Raw genomic sequence first — 20638 nt, 5'->3', positions numbered from 1 at the left:
CGTTGTGAAGTTTTTTCTTTTTATATGAGATCTTGTGCTTTGGAAAGCGTTGCAAGCGACCTTTAGTAAAAGCATTCTTGAGCGCTAATTCCAGGTCGCGGGCAACTTGTTGAGCTGCCGCAGAATCGAACGCTTTGATCCAGTTAAACTCTTCGAACGTCTTGATATCTTTAAGTAGTGAGGCCATGTCTTTGTAAAACAAAAACGTTTTATCGTGCTCGTATCGACGCATGTTCTCAGACAACAATAAGTTCCAAATGCCACGCGCTGTCGCGCCAAACTCAACGAGTTTAGCTTCTTGCTCTGGCGTAGGATTTAGCCTGTAGTTGTATCTAAGCGTCTTTTTCATATACTGTATAGACTACTGTATGGAAATGAGTTGTCAAGATGGAATATGAAACTAAGTCTCACTGTAAATATTTAATAGCGCTACATTTAATCCTTGTGGTTAAATATAGAAAACAATTGTTAAAAGGTGATGTAGGTGATTTTGTAAAACAAAAAATCACTGAAATTGCAGAGCGCTCAGAATTTAATATCGAAGAGATGGAGGTGGACAAAGATCATATAGACATATTGCTAACGATTTCTCCCAATATCAGCGTTGCGAGTTACGTTAGGAGAATTAAACAATCTACAACGCAAAGTCTATGGTCGAGATTTAAATGGTTTAAAAGCAATTCTGGGTTAAAAAGACAGTTTGGTCTGACGGATATTTTGTTTGCTCTGTTGGAAATGCGGCTGCTGATACAATTCGAAAATACATTCAAGAGCAGGGCTAACTATTCCGATTCATCCCATCGACGACGCTTCGCGTCGAACAATGGGTTTTCTCGGAAAATTTCGATAAATAAGGTATGGCCCATTTATTAAAATGAATTACAAAGCAATATAGATCGTTGATAACTCAAAATTCGACTTGCTTAAATATTAGGAGAGAGTTTTGGAAGTGTCTAATTTAAAAATAATTTTGATACTAAAGTATGTGCTACAACAACATAACGCATTTGTAGCACTCAAGTATACTAAGCACTTTTACTTAACGGTGTTCCACTGTGAAACTTAAAGTCTTCGTCATCAGATAAAATTAACTGTGATTCTATTTCAGCAAATTCTTTTACCCGCTCGGTAATATCAAAATCAGCAATGTCTTGAGCAAGGGTTAAATAATCTTGGTAATGACGTGCCTCAGAGCGCAGCAATGAAATATAAAAATCCCCTAAGCGTTTATCTACATGCGGGGCAAGCTTGGCAAAGCGTTCACACGAGCGAGCTTCTATGTAAGCACCTACAATAAGCTTATCAACTAAGGCATTAGGCTCAAACGTTTTAACATTGCGTAGCATGCCTTTGGCATAACGACATGGCGTTATACTTTTATATTCAACACCGTATTCATCCATAATTTCGAGGACTTGATAGAAATGATGCAGCTCTTCTTTTATCAGCATTACCATTTTATCAATTAAATCTTGGCCATAAGGCGAGTTAGATTTAGGGATAATGGATTTAGTGAGTTTATTTTTAGCCGCTAAATCACGCCAATTTCCCTCACGTTTATAAATAAGCGTTTCAAACGGTTTAAGCCATTCAAGCAGTGCATCACTGCTGTCTTTATCTACCGCATACTTACGAATTAAAAACATGGCACTTTGCGCCGCTTTTAATTCACATATTAAGTGATCAATTAATATGATGGGTAAGTTTTCTTTTTTGATTGCTTGTTCAACCCACTCATCGGGAGTACTGCATAATAAAAAATTGTTAATTGGCTCTAAAAGCTGGCTATGTGGCACGCTGACTACTCATTGCTAAAAATTGCGATTATGGCATTTTAACATGAAATATTACTCTGAATAAAATAAACACTCACCCTTATTGCAAGCATGTGGATAACTTGACTTTGTATACTTACTGAACCATAACTAAATGGACTGTATAAAAACAAACCAATTATAACCAAACAGTAATATATCCTTTTATGGAGAGCACGCAATGATACTAAATCACCTATGGGGCTTATACGCCCACCCACTCGAAGAATGGCAAACAATTGATAACCGTCACGAAAGCTTAACCTATAGCTTATCGCACATTTTGCTTATCGCTTTATTTCCCTCAGCAATGGGGTACTACTCATCGGTTTACTTAGGCTGGAGTATAGGTACAGGTAATCCAGTATTTTTAACCCATGAAAGCGCACTGATGATTGGCGCAGCCATGTATGTCGCTTTAATTGTCGGTGTATTTGCACTGGCCTATTTAGCCCATTGGATGGCGGTTACTTTTGGTGCTAAACCGACTTTTACCCAAACAATTGAGCTGGCAGCGTATACCGCAACACCGGTGTTTATGTCGGCATTGGCAGCTTTTTGGCCTGAGTTGTGGTTTGTGGTGTGTGTTGGATTAGTGGCCCTGGCCTACTCAGTTTATTTACTGTATACCGGCGTGCCAATTTTGATGCACATTCCGCAGGAGCGCGGCTTTATTTATGCAAGCTCTGTTGTTACATGCGGGTTAATTTTACTGGTTATTATATTAGCGCTTACCGCTATGCTATGGACCAACGGCATTATCAGCCCCATGTTTACTTAAATATTCCTTTATCATAGACGCAAAAAAGGAGCTTAACAGCTCCTTTTTTTATTAGCCTTAAAATACTATCAGGCTAACATTACATTATTAATCAGATTCGTTTTCATCTTGATTATGTATTTCTAAACTAGATGACATCGCGTTTTCACGGATGCTTTTAGCTGAATCGTTGCGCAGCTTATCTATACGATTTAGATAGTCTTGATCAATGTCGCCAGTAATGTATTGTCCGTCAAACACTGATGTTTCAAACTTAGTGATCTCTGGGTTTTCTTGGCTAACGGCAGCAATTAAATCGCTTAACGATTGAAAGATTAAACCATCAGAGCTAATGCTTTGGTTAATATCTTCTACTTCACGGCCGTGTGCAATAAGTTCTGCCGCAGATGGCATATCTATACCGTATACATTTGGAAAGCGTATTTCAGGTGCTGCTGATGCAAAGTAAACATTTTTAGCGCCTGACTCGCGTGCCATCTCTACAATTTGTGCTGAGGTGGTACCACGTACAATTGAGTCATCAACAAGTAGGACATTTTTACCTTTAAACTCACGGTCAATCGCATTGAGTTTTTGGCGAACTGATTTTTTACGTAGCTCTTGACCTGGCATAATAAACGTACGGCCAATGTAGCGATTTTTAACAAATCCTTGGCGGTAAGGTAAATCAAGTACCCGTGCCATTTCTAAAGCGATATCACATGAAGTTTCTGGGATAGGAATCACGACATCAATGTCTTTATCTGCCCACTCACGTGCTACTTTCTCGCCGAGTTTAGTCCCCATATTTACACGTGCTGCATAAACCGACATGCGGTCAATGGTTGAATCCGGGCGCGCAAAATAAACAAATTCAAAAATACATGGTGAGTAAGACACTTTATCTGCACAGGTAAAAGAATGAAACTCGCCTTTTTCAGTCACGTAAATAGCTTCGCCTGGGGCAACGTCACGAATAAACTCAAAGCCATCTGGCTTTAACGCCACACTTTCTGATGCAAACATATATTCAGTACCGGCAGCAGATTCACGTTTACCAAATACTAAAGGACGAATACCATTTGGATCGCGAAACGCCACAATACCATGACCGATAATCATGGCGATAGTCGCATAACCACCCGTCACTTTATTGTTAACTTCAGTAACCGCTGTAAAAATATCTTCAGGGTCTAATTTTAGTTTTTCTGGCTTACTTAGCTCATGCGCCATGATGTTAAGCAAAATCTCAGAATCAGAGGTCGTATTAACATGGCGACGTGCCTCTGAAAATAACTGCTCTTTTAACGACTCGGCATTGGTTAAGTTACCATTATGCGCAAGCGCTATACCAAATGGAGAGTTTACATAAAACGGCTGAGCCTCTGACGAACTTGAAGAACCCGCTGTTGGGTAACGCACATGGCCAATGCCAATATTGCCTTGCAAACGTTTCATATGACGAGTGTGAAATACATCTTTCACTAGGCCATTTGCTTTGCGCAAGCTAAATGTATTGTTCTCAATAGTTATGATACCCGCAGCATCTTGGCCACGGTGTTGCAAAACGGTTAAGCCATCATAAATCGCCTGATTAACTGGCGATGTTCCGACTATTCCAACGATACCACACATGTAATTTATCCTCGCCGATTAACGGTTTACTGAATTTAAAAAGCTCGAGTTGTTTTCTAGGTACGAAAAGAACCATTCAACTATAAAGCCAAATTCTGGAATCAAAATAGAGTTGCCCCACCAATGCGTATTAGGCGCACCAGTAAAAGCATCAAGAAAGAAGAGTAACGCGCTCACGACCAACACGCCTCGAAGAGCACCAAACACCACACCAAAAACACGGTCTGTGCCGGATAATCCGGTTCGCTGTACAAGCTCACCTAAAATATAGTTTAGTAAACCGCCTAACAATAGCGTCGCAAAGAATAATATGGCAATGGCCGCCGCATTTCTTAAAAGGGGTTCAGAAATGGATGTTAGGAAGGAAGCTAAATATTGATAAAATAAGCTGGAGATGATGAAAGCCCCTGCCCATACCGCTAATGACATAGCTTCTTTAACAAAGCCGCGTATTAAACCGATGATGGTAGAGAGTGCAATAATGCCAATAATGGCGTAATCAACCCAGATCATAAGAACCAATTAGTCGCTAATTTTGGGCGCATTCTATACCTAAACCTCCTTGTGATGCAAGTTTAAGCGTGAGATTACAGGTGAGTAAACACACACCATTATTAGATTAAAAATAGCGCAGTCTCACCGTTATAAAAATAACAAATATTTTGTTTCTAGCACGTATATTCTGCTATTTATGTGTGGGCATTGATAAGTAAAGGTAGCGAGCTAAAAATGGAGTAAGGGTCTATTTAAGCGTATCAAAAATATAACGAGGTAAGTGTGTAATATCTCACGAAAAACACACTCCCTTTTTATTGAGTTTATTTGGTCACTTCAAATTGAGTAACTTTACCGTTTAGTTTAGTTAGGTCTTTCAGCGCGGGAAGTTGAGACTGCAGCTCATTTTTATTTAATGACGGCCCTACAAATACTTTAGTTAAAGTACCATTTGGCGTTTTAATTGGCCTAGTAAAGCTTTTAAAACCTTTCGTTTTTAGCTTTGCCTGCAACGCTTTTACATTTGCCGCATGAGAAAAACTACCAAGCTGAATGACATACGCCATACTTGTTAAGTTTTCATTAGTATTACGCGTAGCGTTATTTTGCCCGGTAGTTACTGTGCCTTGCTTTGTATCGGCTATGACCGCTTCAACCATTGCTGGCTGTGCAGTAACGTCAGTTTCAGCAGAGCTGTTTTGTTGCTCAAATGCGGCATCATCAGGCTGAATATCTTCAACTTCATTCTCTTTTAATGGCTGTGCATTTGCCACTTTTTGATCGATTGATTCTTGCAAATCAATGGTCTTGAACTCAGAGCGTTCTGGAATCGCTTTAAAGCCTTCTTTATAGTGCACTTTTTCACCATCGAGTATATTGGGAATAAACACAATTGCTGCAATCACCACAATACTTGTTCCGACTAAGCGATTAATAAAACCTGAGTTCACCGACATCCTCTCTATTTTTTAAAGTAATGAATAGCGCCAGCCACGGTAAAAAATGAACCAAATACAATTAATAGTGTGTTACTTGGCTGGTTTGGCAAGATAGCATCCAATGCTGCCTCTACGCTATTATAACCCTGTTTAAAATAACTATTAGGAATGCTTAAAAGTGCCTGATGTAAATTAGCAGCGCTATCGCCGCGTGGGCCCTCTAAGCACGCAAATGACCATTCATCTACTACATCACTAACTTCTTTAAGCACACCAACCTTATCTTTATCAGCAAGCATAGCGGCTAATGCATGAATTTTAAAGCCTTTATCTTTATAGCTTGCTAATTTAGTCGCTAAATAGCGAGCTGATTCAGGGTTATGTGCTACATCGGTATACACTAATGGCTCTGCACTTAGTTGTTGAAAACGTCCCTCAACGACTAAGCTCGCTAAACACTGAGTAATCACCTCATCGCTCGGTAATAAGTTTAATACCGATAGAGCGGTTAATGCCGTGGCTACATTTTGACATGGAATTGCTGGTTTAGGTAACTCAAGATTATGCTCTTTAAATTGCCAACTAAAACTCTGCGCGTGCTCTTTAAAAATAAAGTCGCTGCCAGATAACACCATATTAGCGTTAATTTCTTTACCATAATCGGTCATTGTATGTGGAATATTTAAATCCCCAATAATTGCCGGAGTACTCTCTCTAAAAATTCCCGCCTTGTCATAAGCCACCAGCTCACGCGTGTCACCTAAGTATTCTTTATGATCTAAGTCGATGGTGGTGATGATGCTGGCATAGGGGGTAACAATATTGGTCGCGTCAAAACGCCCGCCTAAACCTACCTCTAACAGCACGTAATCAACCTCTAAACGCTTGAATATTGCTAACGCGCCTAAGGTGCCATATTCAAAATATGTCAGTGGGGTGTCACTACGACCTTGTTCTAATAAATTAAACGCATCGACATGGTATTGATCGTCAAGCTCTGCGCCATCAACGCGTACGCGCTCATTGTAACGAATTAAATGCGGAGAAGCATAAGTACCAACACGATAACCTTGGGCTAATAACAGTGACTCTAAACAACGTGCTGTTGTGCCTTTGCCATTGGTGCCTGCAATAAGAATGATTTTACTTGAGGAGGTTAAAAGCCCAATGTTGTTAGCAACACGAGCAACGCGTTCTAAACCCATTTCTATATTAGCAGGGTGAACACTCTCTAAATAACAAAGCCAATCATCAAGGCTTGATGATTGGCTAGGAATTGTTTTTGTCATAGCATGTAATCAGTAAAGCTGAAATTTACGCTACTCTATGCTCTTGTTCCGTAGAAGGCAAGTTCATAAATTTTGCTAAGATACGTGCTAGCGTATCACGCATTTCTCGACGGTCTATAATCATGTCGATTGCGCCATGTTCTAACAAGAATTCACTGCGTTGGAAACCCTCTGGTAGCGTTTCGCGAACAGTTTGTTCAATAACACGCGGACCGGCAAAACCAATCAAAGCTTTAGGCTCTGCAACGTTAATATCACCAAGCATTGCCAATGATGCTGATACACCACCCATTGTTGGATCTGTCATTACCGAGATGAACGGTAGGCCTTTTTCAGTCATTTTAGCCAGTGCCGCACTGGTTTTAGCCATTTGCATAAGTGACATAAGGGCTTCTTGCATACGTGCACCGCCCGATGCAGAAAAACAAATCAGCGGCATATTATGCTCTAAACATTGGTCAACCGCGTCAACAAAACGGGCACCTACAACCGATGCCATTGAGCCACCCATAAATGAGAATTCAAATGCAACAGCAGCAACCGGAATCCCTTTTAGGTTCCCTTTCATTGCGACAAGCGCGTCTTTTTCACCGCTTGACTTTTGAGCTGCATTGATACGATCTGAGTATTTTTTTGAGTCTCTAAATTTAAGCACATCTTTAGGCTCGTGTTGGGCACCTAATTCGTGGCGGTCACCGTCATCTAAAAACTGTTCAAGACGTTTACGACCACTAACACGCATATGATGATCGCATTTAGGGCATACGTTCAGTGATTTTTCTAATTCTGCTTTATATAAAATTGAATCACATGACGTACATTTAGCCCATACACCTTCTGGAATTTCTTTACGACCTGAAGATTTAGTCGTTTTTGGTAAGATTTTTTCTAGCCAACTCATTTGCAACTCTCTTAATGCTGTTCTGTGTCGCGAGTCTACATGTTAACCATGCAAACAAATTTTTCCAATTAAAACATGAATTACGCTATCACGGTATAAAAAACTGGTCTTAGTAGTTAGCCCTACGAATAATAGCGTATAAAAATCATCACCTGATTACCTTTTAAATATCGGTATCGGCTAAAAACAAAGGCCCCAACGGCGTTCTAGGAATATTAAAGTGTTCTGGGTAATCAACATCTACTAAATATAAACCCGCCGCTTTTGCTGTGGCGCTCGCTTTGGCCCGCTCTTTAACATCTAACAGCTCTTTTAACCAAATTGGTTCATGTTTATGTAAACCGATATCCATTAAACACCCGGTAATATTACGTACCATATGATGCAAAAACGCATTGGCTTTAATATCAATAATGACATAAGCACCTTGGCGCTGTACCGATAAATGATGAATCGTTCGCGTTGCCGTATTAGCTTGGCAGTGCAGCGCTCTAAACGAGGTGAAATCGTGCTCACCTAATAAATATTGGCAAGCCTGCTGCATTTTCACTTCATCTAAAGGATGATGAAAATGGGTAACACCTTCATTTAATACCGCACCACGAAACGCATAATTGTAAATAACATAACGATAACGACGAGCAGTTGCACTAAAGCGGGCATGAAAGTCTTCTGCCACAGGTTGTGCAAAACGAATAGCAATATCTTTGGGTAATAAGGTGTTCATACCTAATGTAAAGGCCACCATTTCACGCTCAGCATGTGTATCAAAATGCACTACTTGTCCAGTGCCATGTACACCGGCATCGGTACGCCCTGCACATACAATTTCAACTGGATGATTACAAATGCGCGACAACGCTTTTTCTACTTCTTGTTGTACACTATTTACGTGTGATTGACGCTGCCAACCACTGTAACGTGCGCCATTGTATTCTACTCCAAGTGCTACTCGCATAATTACTGCTTTACCTACTGTGCTAATCGACGCTGCATTTTATGCTATATGGCGCCCCAATAAAAGCAGCGAACTAAGGTTCCTAACTATGCAATACAAAAAACCCGCTATTAGCATCACTAATAACGGGTTTTCATATCAACCATACCTTACAGGAGCTTGGTTATTAATTTTTAAGTTTAGCCTTTAAGCTTTTCGCTTCTTCTTGCACATCATCTGGGCCATTATTAATGATCTCATCCAGGATTTTAACTGCTGAGTCTGCATCATCAATCTCAATATAGGCATGTGCAAGATCAAGCTTAGCTGAGTAACCCCCGCTTTGGGTATCAACATCCATAGGGTTATCACCAGCCAGAAGTGAATCATACTCACCTAAACCAACATCCATATCGACGTCTGTGTAAGGTTCGTGATCTAAATCAGCTTCATCGCTTTGCTCTAATAATGCATCAATATCAACAAAGTCATCCTGCGCTAATGGCTCAGTAACCTCAGGTTGCTCAATAGGCTCTTGCAACGAGGATGCGCTTTCGTCAGCTAAGTCTTCACTTAGTAAGCTATTAAAATCAACATCAAACTCACTGCTGTCACTTAAATCAACATTTTCAGGTTCTGCCAGTTCATTAAGCAAGGCATCAAAATCAGTTTGTGTTAAATCAGCCATGAACTCATCGTCAAGCTCATCATCTGAAATCATGTCTGATTCTGGCGATACTGGGCTTTGCGTTAAATCAGCTTCACGGTCAGCGTTCGTTTGCTCGTCAGTAAACTCTGATGATTCAGCTAAAGCATCAAGTTGATCATCGTCAAAATCATCATTAGAGCTAACAGCTTGCTCATCTGCAGCTTGTTCAGTCAGATCTGCAGACTCTGAAATATCATTATCTAAAGCTTGCTCTATATCTAACTCTGAAAACTCATTGTTAAGTAACAGCTCATCATCAAAGTCATCTTCTAGGCTATCGAGATCGTTACCTGCGGATAGTGCATTAGCAAGATCTTGCTCTGCTTGGCTGGGTGACATGCCTGTGGCATCACCATCTAAATTATCACCTTGTAGCTCTTGTGGTGTTAGTGATTGATGCTCTTCATCAGATAAAGGCAACTCATCATCAAGCTCTAACTCAGGATACTCCTCAAGTTCTTCACTTGGGGTGATTATTTCAGGCTCATATAGCTCATCGTCATCTGTCGATAAATCATTGTTTTGGATATCGCCAGCAAGCGGATCATCACCTAAATCAATTTCATCTTCATCAAGATCATCGTCTAAGTCATCCATTGACCAATCAGGTACTTGTTCATCCTCATCGCCTGTTTGCTCAAGCTCACTTAAAAGATCATCGACACTTTTGAAGTTTTCATCGTTGTATTCGTCAGGCGCATCTTCTGGGTCGAGTAAAGTAGAAGACGTATCGGTAAAATCATCTTCTGATCCAACATCAAGCTCTGCTTCAAGTTCTGGCTCAGCTGCAACTTCTGGCTCTGCTGCAACTTCTGGCTCTGCTGCAACTTCTGGCTCTGCTTCAAGTTCTGGCTCTGCTTCTGGTTCTGTTTCAGATTGCTCATCTAAGCCATCAACTGACCAATCAGGTGCTTCTACATAATCATCACTTGTTTGTTCTAACTCGCTCAGTAGCTCATCAACGCTATCGAGGTTTTCATCGTTATACTCATCAAGCGCGTCTTCTGGATCAAGTAAATTAGAAGACGTATCGGTAAAATCATCTTCTGATTCAACATCAAGTTCAGGCTGATCTTTAAGCTCAGACTCTGATTCAAGTTCAGGCTCTGCTGCAACTTCTGGCTCAGCTGCAACTTCAGGCTCAGCTGCAATTTCAGGTTCGGCTTCAATTTCTGGCTCAGCTGCAACTTCAGGCTCATCTGCAATTTCAGGTTCGGCTTCAAGTTCAGGCTCTGCTGCAATTTCTGGCTCAGCCTCGATTTCGGGCTCTGCTTCAAGTTCAGACTCTGCTTCAAGTTCAGGCTCTGCTTCAAGTTCTGGCTCTGCTGCAACCTCTGGCTCAGCAAAAGATGAAGCGATAGATTCTACATCTTCACTATTTAACTCTTCTTGCGCGTCAGTTAAATCTTCAATTGAGTCCGCCAATGCATGATCTATTTCAGAATCATGAACATCACTTTCTGGTTGCTCAGTATCTAGTACATCGTCACTATCTATTTCGTCTTCATCAACTAGGCTATCGATATCAGGCTCTTCAGTTTGAGCTTCAGTAGCTGGTTGCTCAGCATCGAGCAAGTCGTCAATATCAAACTCGTCGCCCTCTTCAACTAAGCTGTCGATATCTGGCTCTTCACTTTGCTCTTCAGTAGCTGGTTGCTCAGCATCGAGCAAGTCGTCAATATCAAACTCGTCGCCCTCTTCAACTAAGCTGTCGATATCTGGCTCTTCGCTCTGATCTTCAGTAGATGGTTGCTCAGCATCGAGCAAGTCATCAATATCAAACTCGTCATCTTCATCAACTAAGCTGTCGATATCTGGCTCTTCGCTCTGGTCTTCAGTAGCCGGTTGCTCTGCATCGAGTAAATCGTCAATATCAAATTCGTCATCGTCTGCTGATGTGTCAGTTGCCTGCTCATTATTTTCATCGAGTAAATCATCAATGTCGAAGTCTTCGCCCTCTTCGGCGAGCTCTTCACTGAGTGCAGCCATATCATCATTCGATTCACCTTGGGGTTCATCTGGTAATGAATCGTCATCTTCTTCATCAAACAGGCTATCTAAATCATCCGCACTTAAAATATCATCCGATTCGTCAAGATTAATTGTATCGCCCGTGTCATCTTCATTTGAGTTATCAAAGTCTTGTTGCATGAAAACATCAAGTTCATCGTCTTCGGTATTTTCGTCTTCAAAAACAACATCATCACTGAGTAGGCTTTCTAACTCATCTTGATCTAGAAGACTGTCGTCATCGAGATCATCGTTTAAATCAACATCATCATCGAGTAACACGTCATCCATGTTATCGTCTAGTTGCACACTTATATCATCAAGTGGATCGGGGGCTGGCGCTTCATCAAGAGTGGACTCTGGCACTTCATCTATCGGATCAGTAAACGCTGGAGCTTGAGGAATAAACTCATCATCGTCACTTTCAGGCTCTTGATTATTACTTCGCTTACGCAACCACATAACAACGGCAAAAATGATCAATAAAGCCGGAATGGTCATTAATAAAATCAGCACTAAAGGATTCGAAAGTAGCGCGGCAAAGCTAAATTCACTCTCTTGCTCTACCTCTTTTAATTTTTGCTGCGCAATAATCTCGTTTTGCTTAACGATTAATTCTTTTAACTGTTGTTGAATTTCACTATCTTGGCCTAGTTGTAAACGAACGTTTTCTAACTCGTTTGAAATACCTGCCAGCTGTTTTTTAAGGTTGTTGTTTTCAACTAAAATCTCTTCTACGTTGCTAACTGAACTTTTAAACTGCTGCTGAAGCTCAACTAATTTATTACCTTGATCTGTTTTAATCGCTTTTAATTCTTGTTGTAATTCTTTTTTGGCTTCATCAACGTCTGCTTTGCGGGCTTGGGTTACTTGTGTTTGTGCTGAATTGATCTCTGCTTGAGTGAGTGTGCCATTTTTCTTTTTTTCCCACAGTTCATCGTCTTGCTCAGAACGTTGCTTAGCTAATTGCGGGTTTACTCGTCTAATTTCTGCCAAAGTAGGTATTTTTAAATACGAACCGCTTCGCATATGATTTAAATTTTGTTCTAAAAATGAGTTGGGGTTTTTGTTATACAAGGCTTGCATAACTTGGTAAATGCTGACTGAGTTATCAGGACGAACCTTAACGGCAATGCGCCAAAGTGTATCGGTTGGTTTTATTGGCCCAATAGAACGCCCCTGTGCGCCGTAATCTGCGCCTTTAGGCCCTCTTAATTGAGTACTGTCTTGAGAGTAAACAGTCGTTACCATCAGTGCAGACGCTAATATAATAAGTGAAACGAAACCGCGCATGCTGATCCTTTAATGTTTAAATGTTAACACAGCGCTTTCAATTGGCGCTTAAACATTGATTATTCTTGCCGTTGTTAACCACGTGGCTAACGCACATTTTTATTACAATCTATTTTTATTGCAAGCTCTATTCCAGTTACAAACTATAAACCAGTTAAGCCATAATATCCATCGCAACGCATTGAAAATAAATACCTTAAACATCAAGATAAAAATATTTTTATGTTGTTTATCAAAGTGTTTACACTACTGTTGTTTATAAGTGGCAAAAAAATGGCAATTTAAGCACAAAAAAACGGCAAGCCACTTTGGTTTGCCGTTTATTGGAAAATCACTGTATTCTGGCTAATTACATATAATTAGCAATCAGTTCTTCTGCTATTTGCACACTGTTGGTTGCAGCCCCTTTACGGGTGTTATCACTTACTACCCACATATTTAATCCATGTGGGTGTGAAATATCGGCACGTAAACGGCCAATGTAAACAGTGTCGTTACCACTAGCATCCGACACAGCCGTTGGGTAGTCGCCAGCATCATCAATTAGCTCAACACCTGGCGCATCACTCAATAGTTGCTTTACATGCTCAAAATCATAAGGCATGCGCGTTTCTATATTAATTGACTCAGAGTGACCAAAAAACACCGGTACGCGAACACAGGTTGGATTTACCGCAATGCTGGTGTCGCCTAAAATCTTATGCGTTTCGTTTACCATTTTCATTTCTTCGCGTGTATAGCCATTGTCTTCAAAGCTATCGATTTGCGGAATAACATTAAACGCAATTTGCTTAGGAAAAATGTCGTTTTCCATTGGGCGTGCATTCATTAAGTTAGCTGTTTGTTTTGCCAGTTCATCAACCGCTTCTTTGCCTGCACCCGACACCGCTTGGTAGGTTGAAACGTTAATGCGATCAATACCGTAGGCATCATAAATAGGTTTAAGCGCAAGCATCATTTGAATGGTTGAACAATTAGGGTTGGCAATAATATTACGATTTCTAAAATCGGCTAAGCTCGATGCATTTACTTCTGGCACAATAAGCGGCACTTCAAAGTCATTTCTAAAGTGAGATGTGTTATCAATAACGATACAGCCAGCGTCTGCGGCAATAGGGGCATATTTTTCTGATACACTGCCACCTGCTGAAAATAAGCCGATATGCGCTTGGCTAAAGTCAAAGCCTTCAACATCACGTACTTCTATGGTCTCACCACGAAACTTTATATCTTCGCCAGCACTGCGGCTGCTTGCTAATAAAAACAGCTGATCGACCGGAAATTTACGTTCTTCCAAAGTTTCAATGATTTGACGACCTACAAGGCCTGTAGCGCCGAGTACGGCAACGTTATATTTTTGCGACATATTTCATCCTCTGTAAGCACGATTAAAACAACCGTGCTAATTAAATTAGTTTGCTGTAGTAAAACCAAGCTGCGCAAGTGCAGCAAGCTCGGTGCTATCACCTTCAACCACCACGGTGCTAAACTCACGTCGGGTTGGATAATTTTTTCGTAAACTGTCAAAGCCTTTATCGGCCAAGTGACGCAGTAAAATGCCATCATCACGGCGTACGTCATAAACTAAGTGCACTAAGCGGGCTATATCTGTTTCGCTAAAACTACTTCCTAGGGCGACTTTTTTAATTGCAGGAGGCGGTAAAAAATCATCAAGCGATTTTATTGCGTTAACCCCTTTTAGCTCACACAAGCTTTGATACAACATTTGTGTACCTCGAGCTTTACCCTCAAGAGTATGTCCGGCAATGTGCACACTGGCATAGCGAACATGCTCAAGTAACTCGGTTAAAATGTTAGGTTCGTTTTCCCACACATCCAACACTAAATCGAGCTCAGCGCCTGCTTCCATCACTTCAAGTAATGCTTGATTATCAATCACATCACCTCGGCTGGCGTTAATTAAAGTAAGCCCAGGTTTAAGCGTAGTTAAGCGCTTTTTATCAAGCATGTGCAGTGTTTTATGCGTACCTGTTTTTACTAACGGCACATGAAACGTGACTATATCTGACTGCGCTAATAGCTCATCAAGCTCAACGTGCTCGGGTAATAGCCCTTGCTCATGCTTTATTGGGTCGCACAATAGTAAATTAACGTTAAGTGCTTTTAGCTTGTGCGCGAGGCAACTACCAATATTACCCACACCCACAATACCAATTGTTTTCCCGCTTAATGGGCTGGCGTTTTCTTGACTTAATGCAAATAAACTACTGATCACATATTCAGCAACCGCAATCGCATTGCAGCCTGGTGCACTGGTAAAAGCAATATTTTTTGCGTTGAGCAAATCGGTATCAATATGATCCACACCAATAGTGGCTGTACCTACAAAGCTTAGCTTATTAGCCTGTGCTAATAATTCACTATTGACCTGCGTGACTGAACGAGTGAGTAATACATCAACATCAATGAGTTGTTCTGGAGTTAATTGCCTGCCATCAAATCGTTCAACCTCACCCATATCTTTAAAGAATTGCTCAACTAAAGGCATATTTTGATCGGCAAGAATTTTCATTGTGAATCCGTTTGGCAAAATGAGACCCTATTGTAACGAACAACCGCCTATTTGCACAAACGAAAAAGCCGAGCATTTTGCTCGGCTTTAAAATAGTTAACGATTAACTTAACCTTTGTATTTGCTCATTACTAGCGTGGCATTAGTACCGCCAAAACCAAAGCTGTTAGACATAACCGTGTTTAGTTCAACGTCTTTTGCTTCAGTCACAATATTCAAGCCCGCTGCTTGCTCATCAAGCTCATCAATATTGATAGATGGCGCAACAAAGCCATGCTCAAGCATTAGCAATGAAAAGATGGCTTCGTGTACACCTGCCGCACCCAATGCATGGCCTGTCATTGCTTTAGTGGCACTGATCATTGGCGAGTTACCACCAAACACTTCTTGAATAGCTCCTAGCTCTTTCACATCGCCTACGGGTGTTGACGTACCATGGGTATTTAAGTAATCAATGCTATCAACGTTTTGCATAGCTTGGCGCATACAACGTACCGCGCCCTCACCCGATGGTGCAACCATGTCGTAACCATCTGAGGTTGCGCCGTAACCGGTAATTTCAGCGTAAATGTGCGCGCCACGAGCAAGTGCGTGTTCTAGCTCTTCAACAACCACAATACCGCCACCGGCTGAAATTACAAAACCATCGCGGTTAGCATCGTAGGTGCGCGATGCTTTTTCAGGTGTGTCGTTATATTTAGTCGAAAGCGCGCCCATAGCGTCAAATTCCATCGCTAACGTCCAGTGAAGTTCTTCACCGCCGCCTGCAAAAATAACGTCTTGTTTGCCTAATTGAATTTGTTCCACCGCGTGGCCAATACAATGCGCAGAAGTCGCACACGCAGAACTAATTGAATAGTTAACACCTTTAATTTTAAACGGCGTTGCTAAACATGCAGAGGTGGTACTTGCCATAGTACGTGGCACCATGTAAGGGCCAACGCGCTTAACGCCTTTTTCACGAAGAATATCAGCCGCTTCTACTTGCCATTTTGATGAACCACCACCAGAACCCACTAATAAACCAGTACGCTCGTTTGATACTTGCTCGTCGCTAAGACCCGCATCTTCAATCGCTTGCGCCATTGAAATATAAGAGTAAGCCGCCGCATCGCCCATAAAGCGCATTGCTTTACGATCAACATGCTCTTTAACATCAATATCAATTTTACCTGATACATTGCTACGCAATTTGTAATCAGCAAATTCTTGATTAAAAGCAATACCACTTTTACCCGCTCTTAGTGACTCTAATACTTCTTGTTTATTGTTGCCGATGCTTGATACAACACCGATGCCTGTTATTACGGCTCTTCTCATGGGTAATTCCCTTAGCTTAATACTTAATTGTGTTCTATTTTACGCGAATTTAATCACCTAAGTGGTCAGCTTTCTAGCGTACACTTGTACTCTGAACCTACAGCTTATAAATAACGCCAGACTATTTCAAAGAAAACACGTAAAATAATTAAAAAATTATCTATAAAATTGAATTGGTCATGATAAAAAACGCCCATATACACTTTAACGACTTAGGCACACCAGTTGCCAATGACTTTGATGATGTTTATTTTTCTAATGACGACGGCCTCGCTGAGTCTCATTATGTGTTTTATCAACAAAACAATATAGAGTCACGGTTACAAAATCATGACCGTGAGCATTTTGTTATAGCCGAAACCGGTTTTGGTACAGGGCTTAATTTTTTAAATGCATGGCAGCAGTTTTATGACCACCTGCAATGCCCTCAAGTTCAAAGTCAACAGTCTAATAACGTGCAACGACTGCATTTTATTTCTTTTGAAAAATATCCACTTAGCGTAAATGATTTAAAACAAGCCTTGCAAGCTTGGCCTAGTTTAAGTCATTTAAGCGCCCAACTCGTCTCCCACTACCCGATTAATTTAACCGGTTGTCATCGCCTTGAATTTGCCAATGGCCTTGTGGTGCTCGACCTCTACTTTGGTGATGTGCTGGAATGTATTAATAGCATGAGCTACCCACAAAGTGGACTCGTTGACGCATGGTTTTTAGATGGTTTTGCACCGAGTAAAAATCCTGATATGTGGCAGCAAAGTGTATTTAACGCCATGGTTGATATTTCTAGAAGCAACGCGACATTAGCCACGTTTACCGCTGCGGGCTTTGTTCGCCGTGGCTTAATTGAAGCAGGCTTTAGCATGCAAAAAGCTAAAGGCTTTGGCCGAAAACGAGAGATGCTAGTTGGCACACTCGCTCAGGCTAATTCAAAACAATCGGCCCCCGCCTATTTTGAGCATCACTTCTCTCCCCTTACCAATGTAGCTGTTATTGGCGGTGGTATAGCCAGCAGTTGTATTCTTTATAGCCTTGCGAAACGCGGTATACCAAGCCACTTATTTTGCCAAGATAAACAACCGGCCATGGGGGCATCTCACAATGTACAAGGGGCGATATATCCGCATTTACAAGCAAAAAATTCGCCACACAGTGAACTATTTGCCCATAGTTTTTTATACGCAAAGCGGCTTTACAATCAATTACTCAACAATGGCTTTTTGTTTGATCACCAGTGGTGTGGTGTGCTGCAACATGCAGTAAAAAAACCATTGGCAGAGCGTCATCAAAATCTCGCTGATAAACAACTGTGGCCAGAACAGCTTATGCGAAATGTGACTGCTGATGAGGGTGATGCTATTGCTGGGGTTAAAACAGGTTACTCAGGGGTGTTTTTTGAACAAGGCGGCTGGGTTAATCCCTCCCAGTTAGTTTGTGCAATGTTAGATGCCGCACAGCAATTAAATGAGTTTGATAGCCTATTTAATTGCCACATTGAGCAACTTAACAAACAACCCGATGGCTGGTACTTAACCACGCAAAAACAAACATTTGGCCCCTTTAGCGATGTGATTATTTGCGCCGGTGAGCACAGTGATGCATTTGCGCAAACTAAAACGCTCCCTATTGTTGGCGTACGCGGACAGGTGTCACATGTTCAAGCAAGCACGCAATCACGTAAGCTAAAAACCGTGTTGTGTCACAAGGGGTATTTCACCCCCGCTTATTTAGATCACCATTGTATGGGCGCCACCTTTGAAAAAAACAGCAAAAGCCGTGAAGTGACCGAGCAAGATAATCAAACCAACCGCGAGCAACTGCTGAGCTTTTATAACAACACTGAATTTGCCACCAGCTTAGGCGATATTAGCTCTGCTAAAGCCGCTGTTCGCTGTAGTTTTATTGATCATTTACCTATGGCCGGTGAATGGGTTGAGCAAACTGACTATACACATGCATTTGCTAATTTACGTTTGGGTAAGCGCTATCAATACCAAGCATTAAAAAAACCACAACAGGGCCTACATATTTTTACCGGCTTTGGCGCGCGAGCATTATGCAGTGCACCGCTATCTGCCGAGCACTTAATTAGTAGTTTAAACAACGAACCTCGCCCACTAAGCGAACGCGTAAGCCAAGCTATTCACCCAGGCCGCTTTATTGTTCGTGACCTTATTCGCAATAAAATTTAAAGGTAATAATACCTACAAAGCCCTTTACCGTAATTACCAAGAACGCAGTGTACGTATTGGCTTATACCACCGTAGCTTTGTAACCGGAGTAAGTATAATGATCGAGTAAAAAGTTCTAAAAAACGCCTTAAAAAATAGCTAATTTTAATACTCAGTTAAGTAATAACTTTTCACTAATATGTTTTTTTAAATAAGCTCGTTTAAATCCCATTTACTCTTTAAAAATAATTTCCTACCCCAAGGTCTGTTTGTACGAACAATCTTTACACTATATTGAGAAGGAATTAATTATGAGTAAGACTTTAATTATTGGCGCAAGTGGTCAAATTGGTAAGATGGCTACCAAACTACTTTTAGAAAATGAGCAAAATGTTGTTGCACTTGTAAGAGACAAAAGCAAACTGCGTGATTTAGATAGCCCATTTTTAAGTATTGTTGAACAGGATTTAGAAGGTGACTTTTCAAGTACCATTAATGGCTGCGACCAAGTTATCTTTGCAGCAGGTTCAGGTGGAAGTACAGGCACAGATAAAACCGTACTTATTGATTTGTGGGCAGCGACAAAAGCAGCAACTTATTCTAAAGAGCACGGTGTAAAACACTTTATCATGGTCAGCTCTATTGGTGCAGACGATCCTGATGCGATAGATAGTGACTTAAAGCCTTATCTTGTAGCAAAACATATGGCTGATGAGCATTTAATTCACAGTGGACTCAATTACACAATTGTCCGCCCAGGAACATTAACTGACGAAAGTGCCTCTTTGGAAGTAACAACAGAGCGCCCTAGCGATCAGTCAAAGGCTAAAATTAGCCGCGAAAATGTAGCCAACGCATTGCTTCACGTTGCTACAAACTCATTTAATAGCAATCGTATTTTTGAGTTGTTTGATGGCGACAAACCAATAAAAGCCGCTATTAAGTAAGCATTACACTCACCCCTTGCCATGCAAGCTGTATGGCAAGCAGAGTTAAAATCACTTTAAAAATAACCCTAAAACGCGCCACAGAGAGCCGCTTAAGTAAACGAATCCCTAACCAGGTGCCAATGGCTCCGCTTAAAATCATCGCCAGTGTTAACGGCAACCATTGCCAAAAGCTAAAGCCAAGCCCCGCATAAACGACAGCTTTTAAACTATGCTGCAAAGTCATAATACTTGAAAAAGTAGCGGTAAATTTAAGCTTATCGTAATGATTAATGTGTAAATAACTCGCCACCAGAGGCCCACTTGCTCCCACAAAAGTAGAAATAAATGCCGTAATTACACCCGCTATTAAACGCCCTAATCGTGAGTCTTTATTAAATTCAGGGATTGTTCCCCACAGTAAATAAATCACAAATAAAGCCACAAACAGCTTCATGCTATCAAGGTTAATATCGCTCACTACTTGGCTTGATAACCCGGCACCAATTAACCCACCCAGAGTAAAATACAACAACATCGGCTTATCAAGATGAGCAATACTTAACAATAATCGATTGGCATTAGAGCCTAACTGCACTAAACCATGAACAGGCACTACCACCGCCATAGGCATAACCGACGCCATTACCACCAACAGCATTAAACCGCCGCCCGCACCAAAAGCCGCCGATAAAAACGAAGTAACCCCCGCCAGTAAAACCAGTAAAAGCGAAATTAAAGGGGAAATGTGTTCAGCTGTAAAAATATCCATATCAAAGCTCGCAGTTAATCATTGGCTCATAATACAAAAAATAGGTAAGTAAGCGACTAGTCTATTAGTTGTAAGGGGTTCGGGGTCAGCGGTCAGCGGTCAGCGGTCAGCGGTCAGCGGTCAGCGGTCAGCGGTCAG

The 20638-nt window shown here is 41.2% G+C and carries 16 protein-coding genes and 2 pseudogenes; 5 read left to right on the top strand and 13 right to left on the bottom strand.

Features of this window, described 5'->3' with window-relative positions; genetic code table 11:
- Positions 1–349: transposase (locus QMA00_RS16645; protein ID WP_290158086.1), on the bottom strand; the 349-nt coding region annotated here is incomplete at its 3' end.
- Positions 350–387: 38 nt separating this feature from the next.
- On the opposite strand from QMA00_RS16645, the pseudogene tnpA reads away from it, so the two are divergent.
- Both tnpA and QMA00_RS18990 read left to right on the top strand, forming a co-directional pair.
- Positions 388–621 (top strand): annotated as a pseudogene (gene tnpA / locus QMA00_RS18995) (IS200/IS605 family transposase); the annotation flags it as partial.
- A 104-nt stretch (positions 622–725) separates the two neighbouring features.
- Positions 726–782, top strand: a pseudogene (locus tag QMA00_RS18990) (IS200/IS605 family transposase); the annotation flags it as partial.
- 243 nt (positions 783–1025) lie between these two features.
- Here the strand turns inward: QMA00_RS18990 and miaE are convergent.
- Positions 1026–1796: a tRNA isopentenyl-2-thiomethyl-A-37 hydroxylase MiaE gene (gene miaE / locus QMA00_RS16640; RefSeq protein ID WP_036981894.1), complete on the bottom strand. Its 771-nt coding sequence runs from the start codon at positions 1794–1796 to the stop codon at positions 1026–1028.
- A gap of 199 nt (positions 1797–1995) precedes the next feature.
- Here miaE and QMA00_RS16635 point away from each other — a divergent pair, with 199 nt between their 5' ends.
- Positions 1996–2595 (top strand): Yip1 family protein, encoded by a 600-nt coding sequence (locus QMA00_RS16635; protein ID WP_076923129.1) that lies wholly within the window; start codon positions 1996–1998, stop codon positions 2593–2595.
- Between the two features lie 87 nt (positions 2596–2682).
- Here the strand turns inward: QMA00_RS16635 and purF are convergent, their stop codons facing one another.
- The 10 genes from purF to fabB form a co-directional block, all read right to left on the bottom strand.
- Entirely contained in the window at positions 2683–4209 is a 1527-nt protein-coding gene (purF, locus tag QMA00_RS16630; RefSeq protein ID WP_076923128.1) for an amidophosphoribosyltransferase, read from the bottom strand.
- A gap of 18 nt (positions 4210–4227) precedes the next feature.
- Positions 4228–4722 (bottom strand): CvpA family protein, encoded by a 495-nt coding sequence (locus QMA00_RS16625; RefSeq protein ID WP_076923127.1) that lies wholly within the window; start codon positions 4720–4722, stop codon positions 4228–4230.
- Between the two features lie 305 nt (positions 4723–5027).
- Positions 5028–5654: an SPOR domain-containing protein gene (locus QMA00_RS16620; protein ID WP_076923126.1), complete on the bottom strand. Its 627-nt coding sequence runs from the start codon at positions 5652–5654 to the stop codon at positions 5028–5030.
- 11 nt (positions 5655–5665) lie between these two features.
- Positions 5666–6931, bottom strand: a complete 1266-nt coding sequence (gene folC / locus QMA00_RS16615) for a bifunctional tetrahydrofolate synthase/dihydrofolate synthase (protein WP_076923125.1) — start codon at positions 6929–6931, stop codon at positions 5666–5668.
- Positions 6932–6956: 25 nt separating this feature from the next.
- A complete protein-coding gene (gene accD / locus QMA00_RS16610) occupies positions 6957–7832 on the bottom strand; it encodes an acetyl-CoA carboxylase, carboxyltransferase subunit beta (RefSeq protein ID WP_008111068.1) in 876 nt (291 codons plus the stop codon).
- 163 nt (positions 7833–7995) lie between these two features.
- The gene (gene truA / locus QMA00_RS16605) at positions 7996–8790 is read right to left on the bottom strand and encodes a tRNA pseudouridine(38-40) synthase TruA (protein WP_076923124.1); all 795 of its coding nucleotides are present in this window, start codon (positions 8788–8790) and stop codon (positions 7996–7998) included.
- Between the two features lie 166 nt (positions 8791–8956).
- Entirely contained in the window at positions 8957–12781 is a 3825-nt protein-coding gene (locus QMA00_RS16600; protein ID WP_290158082.1) for a FimV/HubP family polar landmark protein, read from the bottom strand.
- 349 nt (positions 12782–13130) lie between these two features.
- Positions 13131–14147: an aspartate-semialdehyde dehydrogenase gene (locus tag QMA00_RS16595; protein ID WP_076923122.1), complete on the bottom strand. Its 1017-nt coding sequence runs from the start codon at positions 14145–14147 to the stop codon at positions 13131–13133.
- A gap of 45 nt (positions 14148–14192) precedes the next feature.
- Positions 14193–15314, bottom strand: a complete 1122-nt coding sequence (locus QMA00_RS16590) for a 4-phosphoerythronate dehydrogenase (RefSeq protein ID WP_076923121.1) — start codon at positions 15312–15314, stop codon at positions 14193–14195.
- Between the two features lie 108 nt (positions 15315–15422).
- Positions 15423–16634, bottom strand: coding sequence for a beta-ketoacyl-ACP synthase I (gene fabB, locus QMA00_RS16585; protein ID WP_076923120.1), 1212 nt, complete (start codon positions 16632–16634; stop codon positions 15423–15425).
- A gap of 179 nt (positions 16635–16813) precedes the next feature.
- Here fabB and mnmC point away from each other — a divergent pair, with 179 nt between their 5' ends.
- On the top strand, positions 16814–18823 hold the full coding sequence (gene mnmC, locus QMA00_RS16580; RefSeq protein ID WP_290158079.1) for a bifunctional tRNA (5-methylaminomethyl-2-thiouridine)(34)-methyltransferase MnmD/FAD-dependent 5-carboxymethylaminomethyl-2-thiouridine(34) oxidoreductase MnmC: 2010 nt from the start codon (positions 16814–16816) through the stop codon (positions 18821–18823).
- Between the two features lie 290 nt (positions 18824–19113).
- Positions 19114–19749: an NAD(P)-binding oxidoreductase gene (locus QMA00_RS16575; RefSeq protein ID WP_290158077.1), complete on the top strand. Its 636-nt coding sequence runs from the start codon at positions 19114–19116 to the stop codon at positions 19747–19749.
- Here the strand turns inward: QMA00_RS16575 and QMA00_RS16570 are convergent.
- Positions 19742–20500 (bottom strand): sulfite exporter TauE/SafE family protein, encoded by a 759-nt coding sequence (locus QMA00_RS16570; RefSeq protein WP_290158076.1) that lies wholly within the window; start codon positions 20498–20500, stop codon positions 19742–19744. The genes QMA00_RS16575 and QMA00_RS16570 overlap by 8 nt on opposite strands.
- Between the last annotated feature and the right edge of the window lie 138 nt (positions 20501–20638).

Origin of the sequence: Pseudoalteromonas sp. APC 3694 (genome assembly GCF_030407565.1) — a bacterium.
GTDB lineage: Bacteria > Pseudomonadota > Gammaproteobacteria > Enterobacterales > Alteromonadaceae > Pseudoalteromonas > Pseudoalteromonas tetraodonis.
This window is presented reverse-complemented; position numbering and strand designations above follow the sequence as displayed.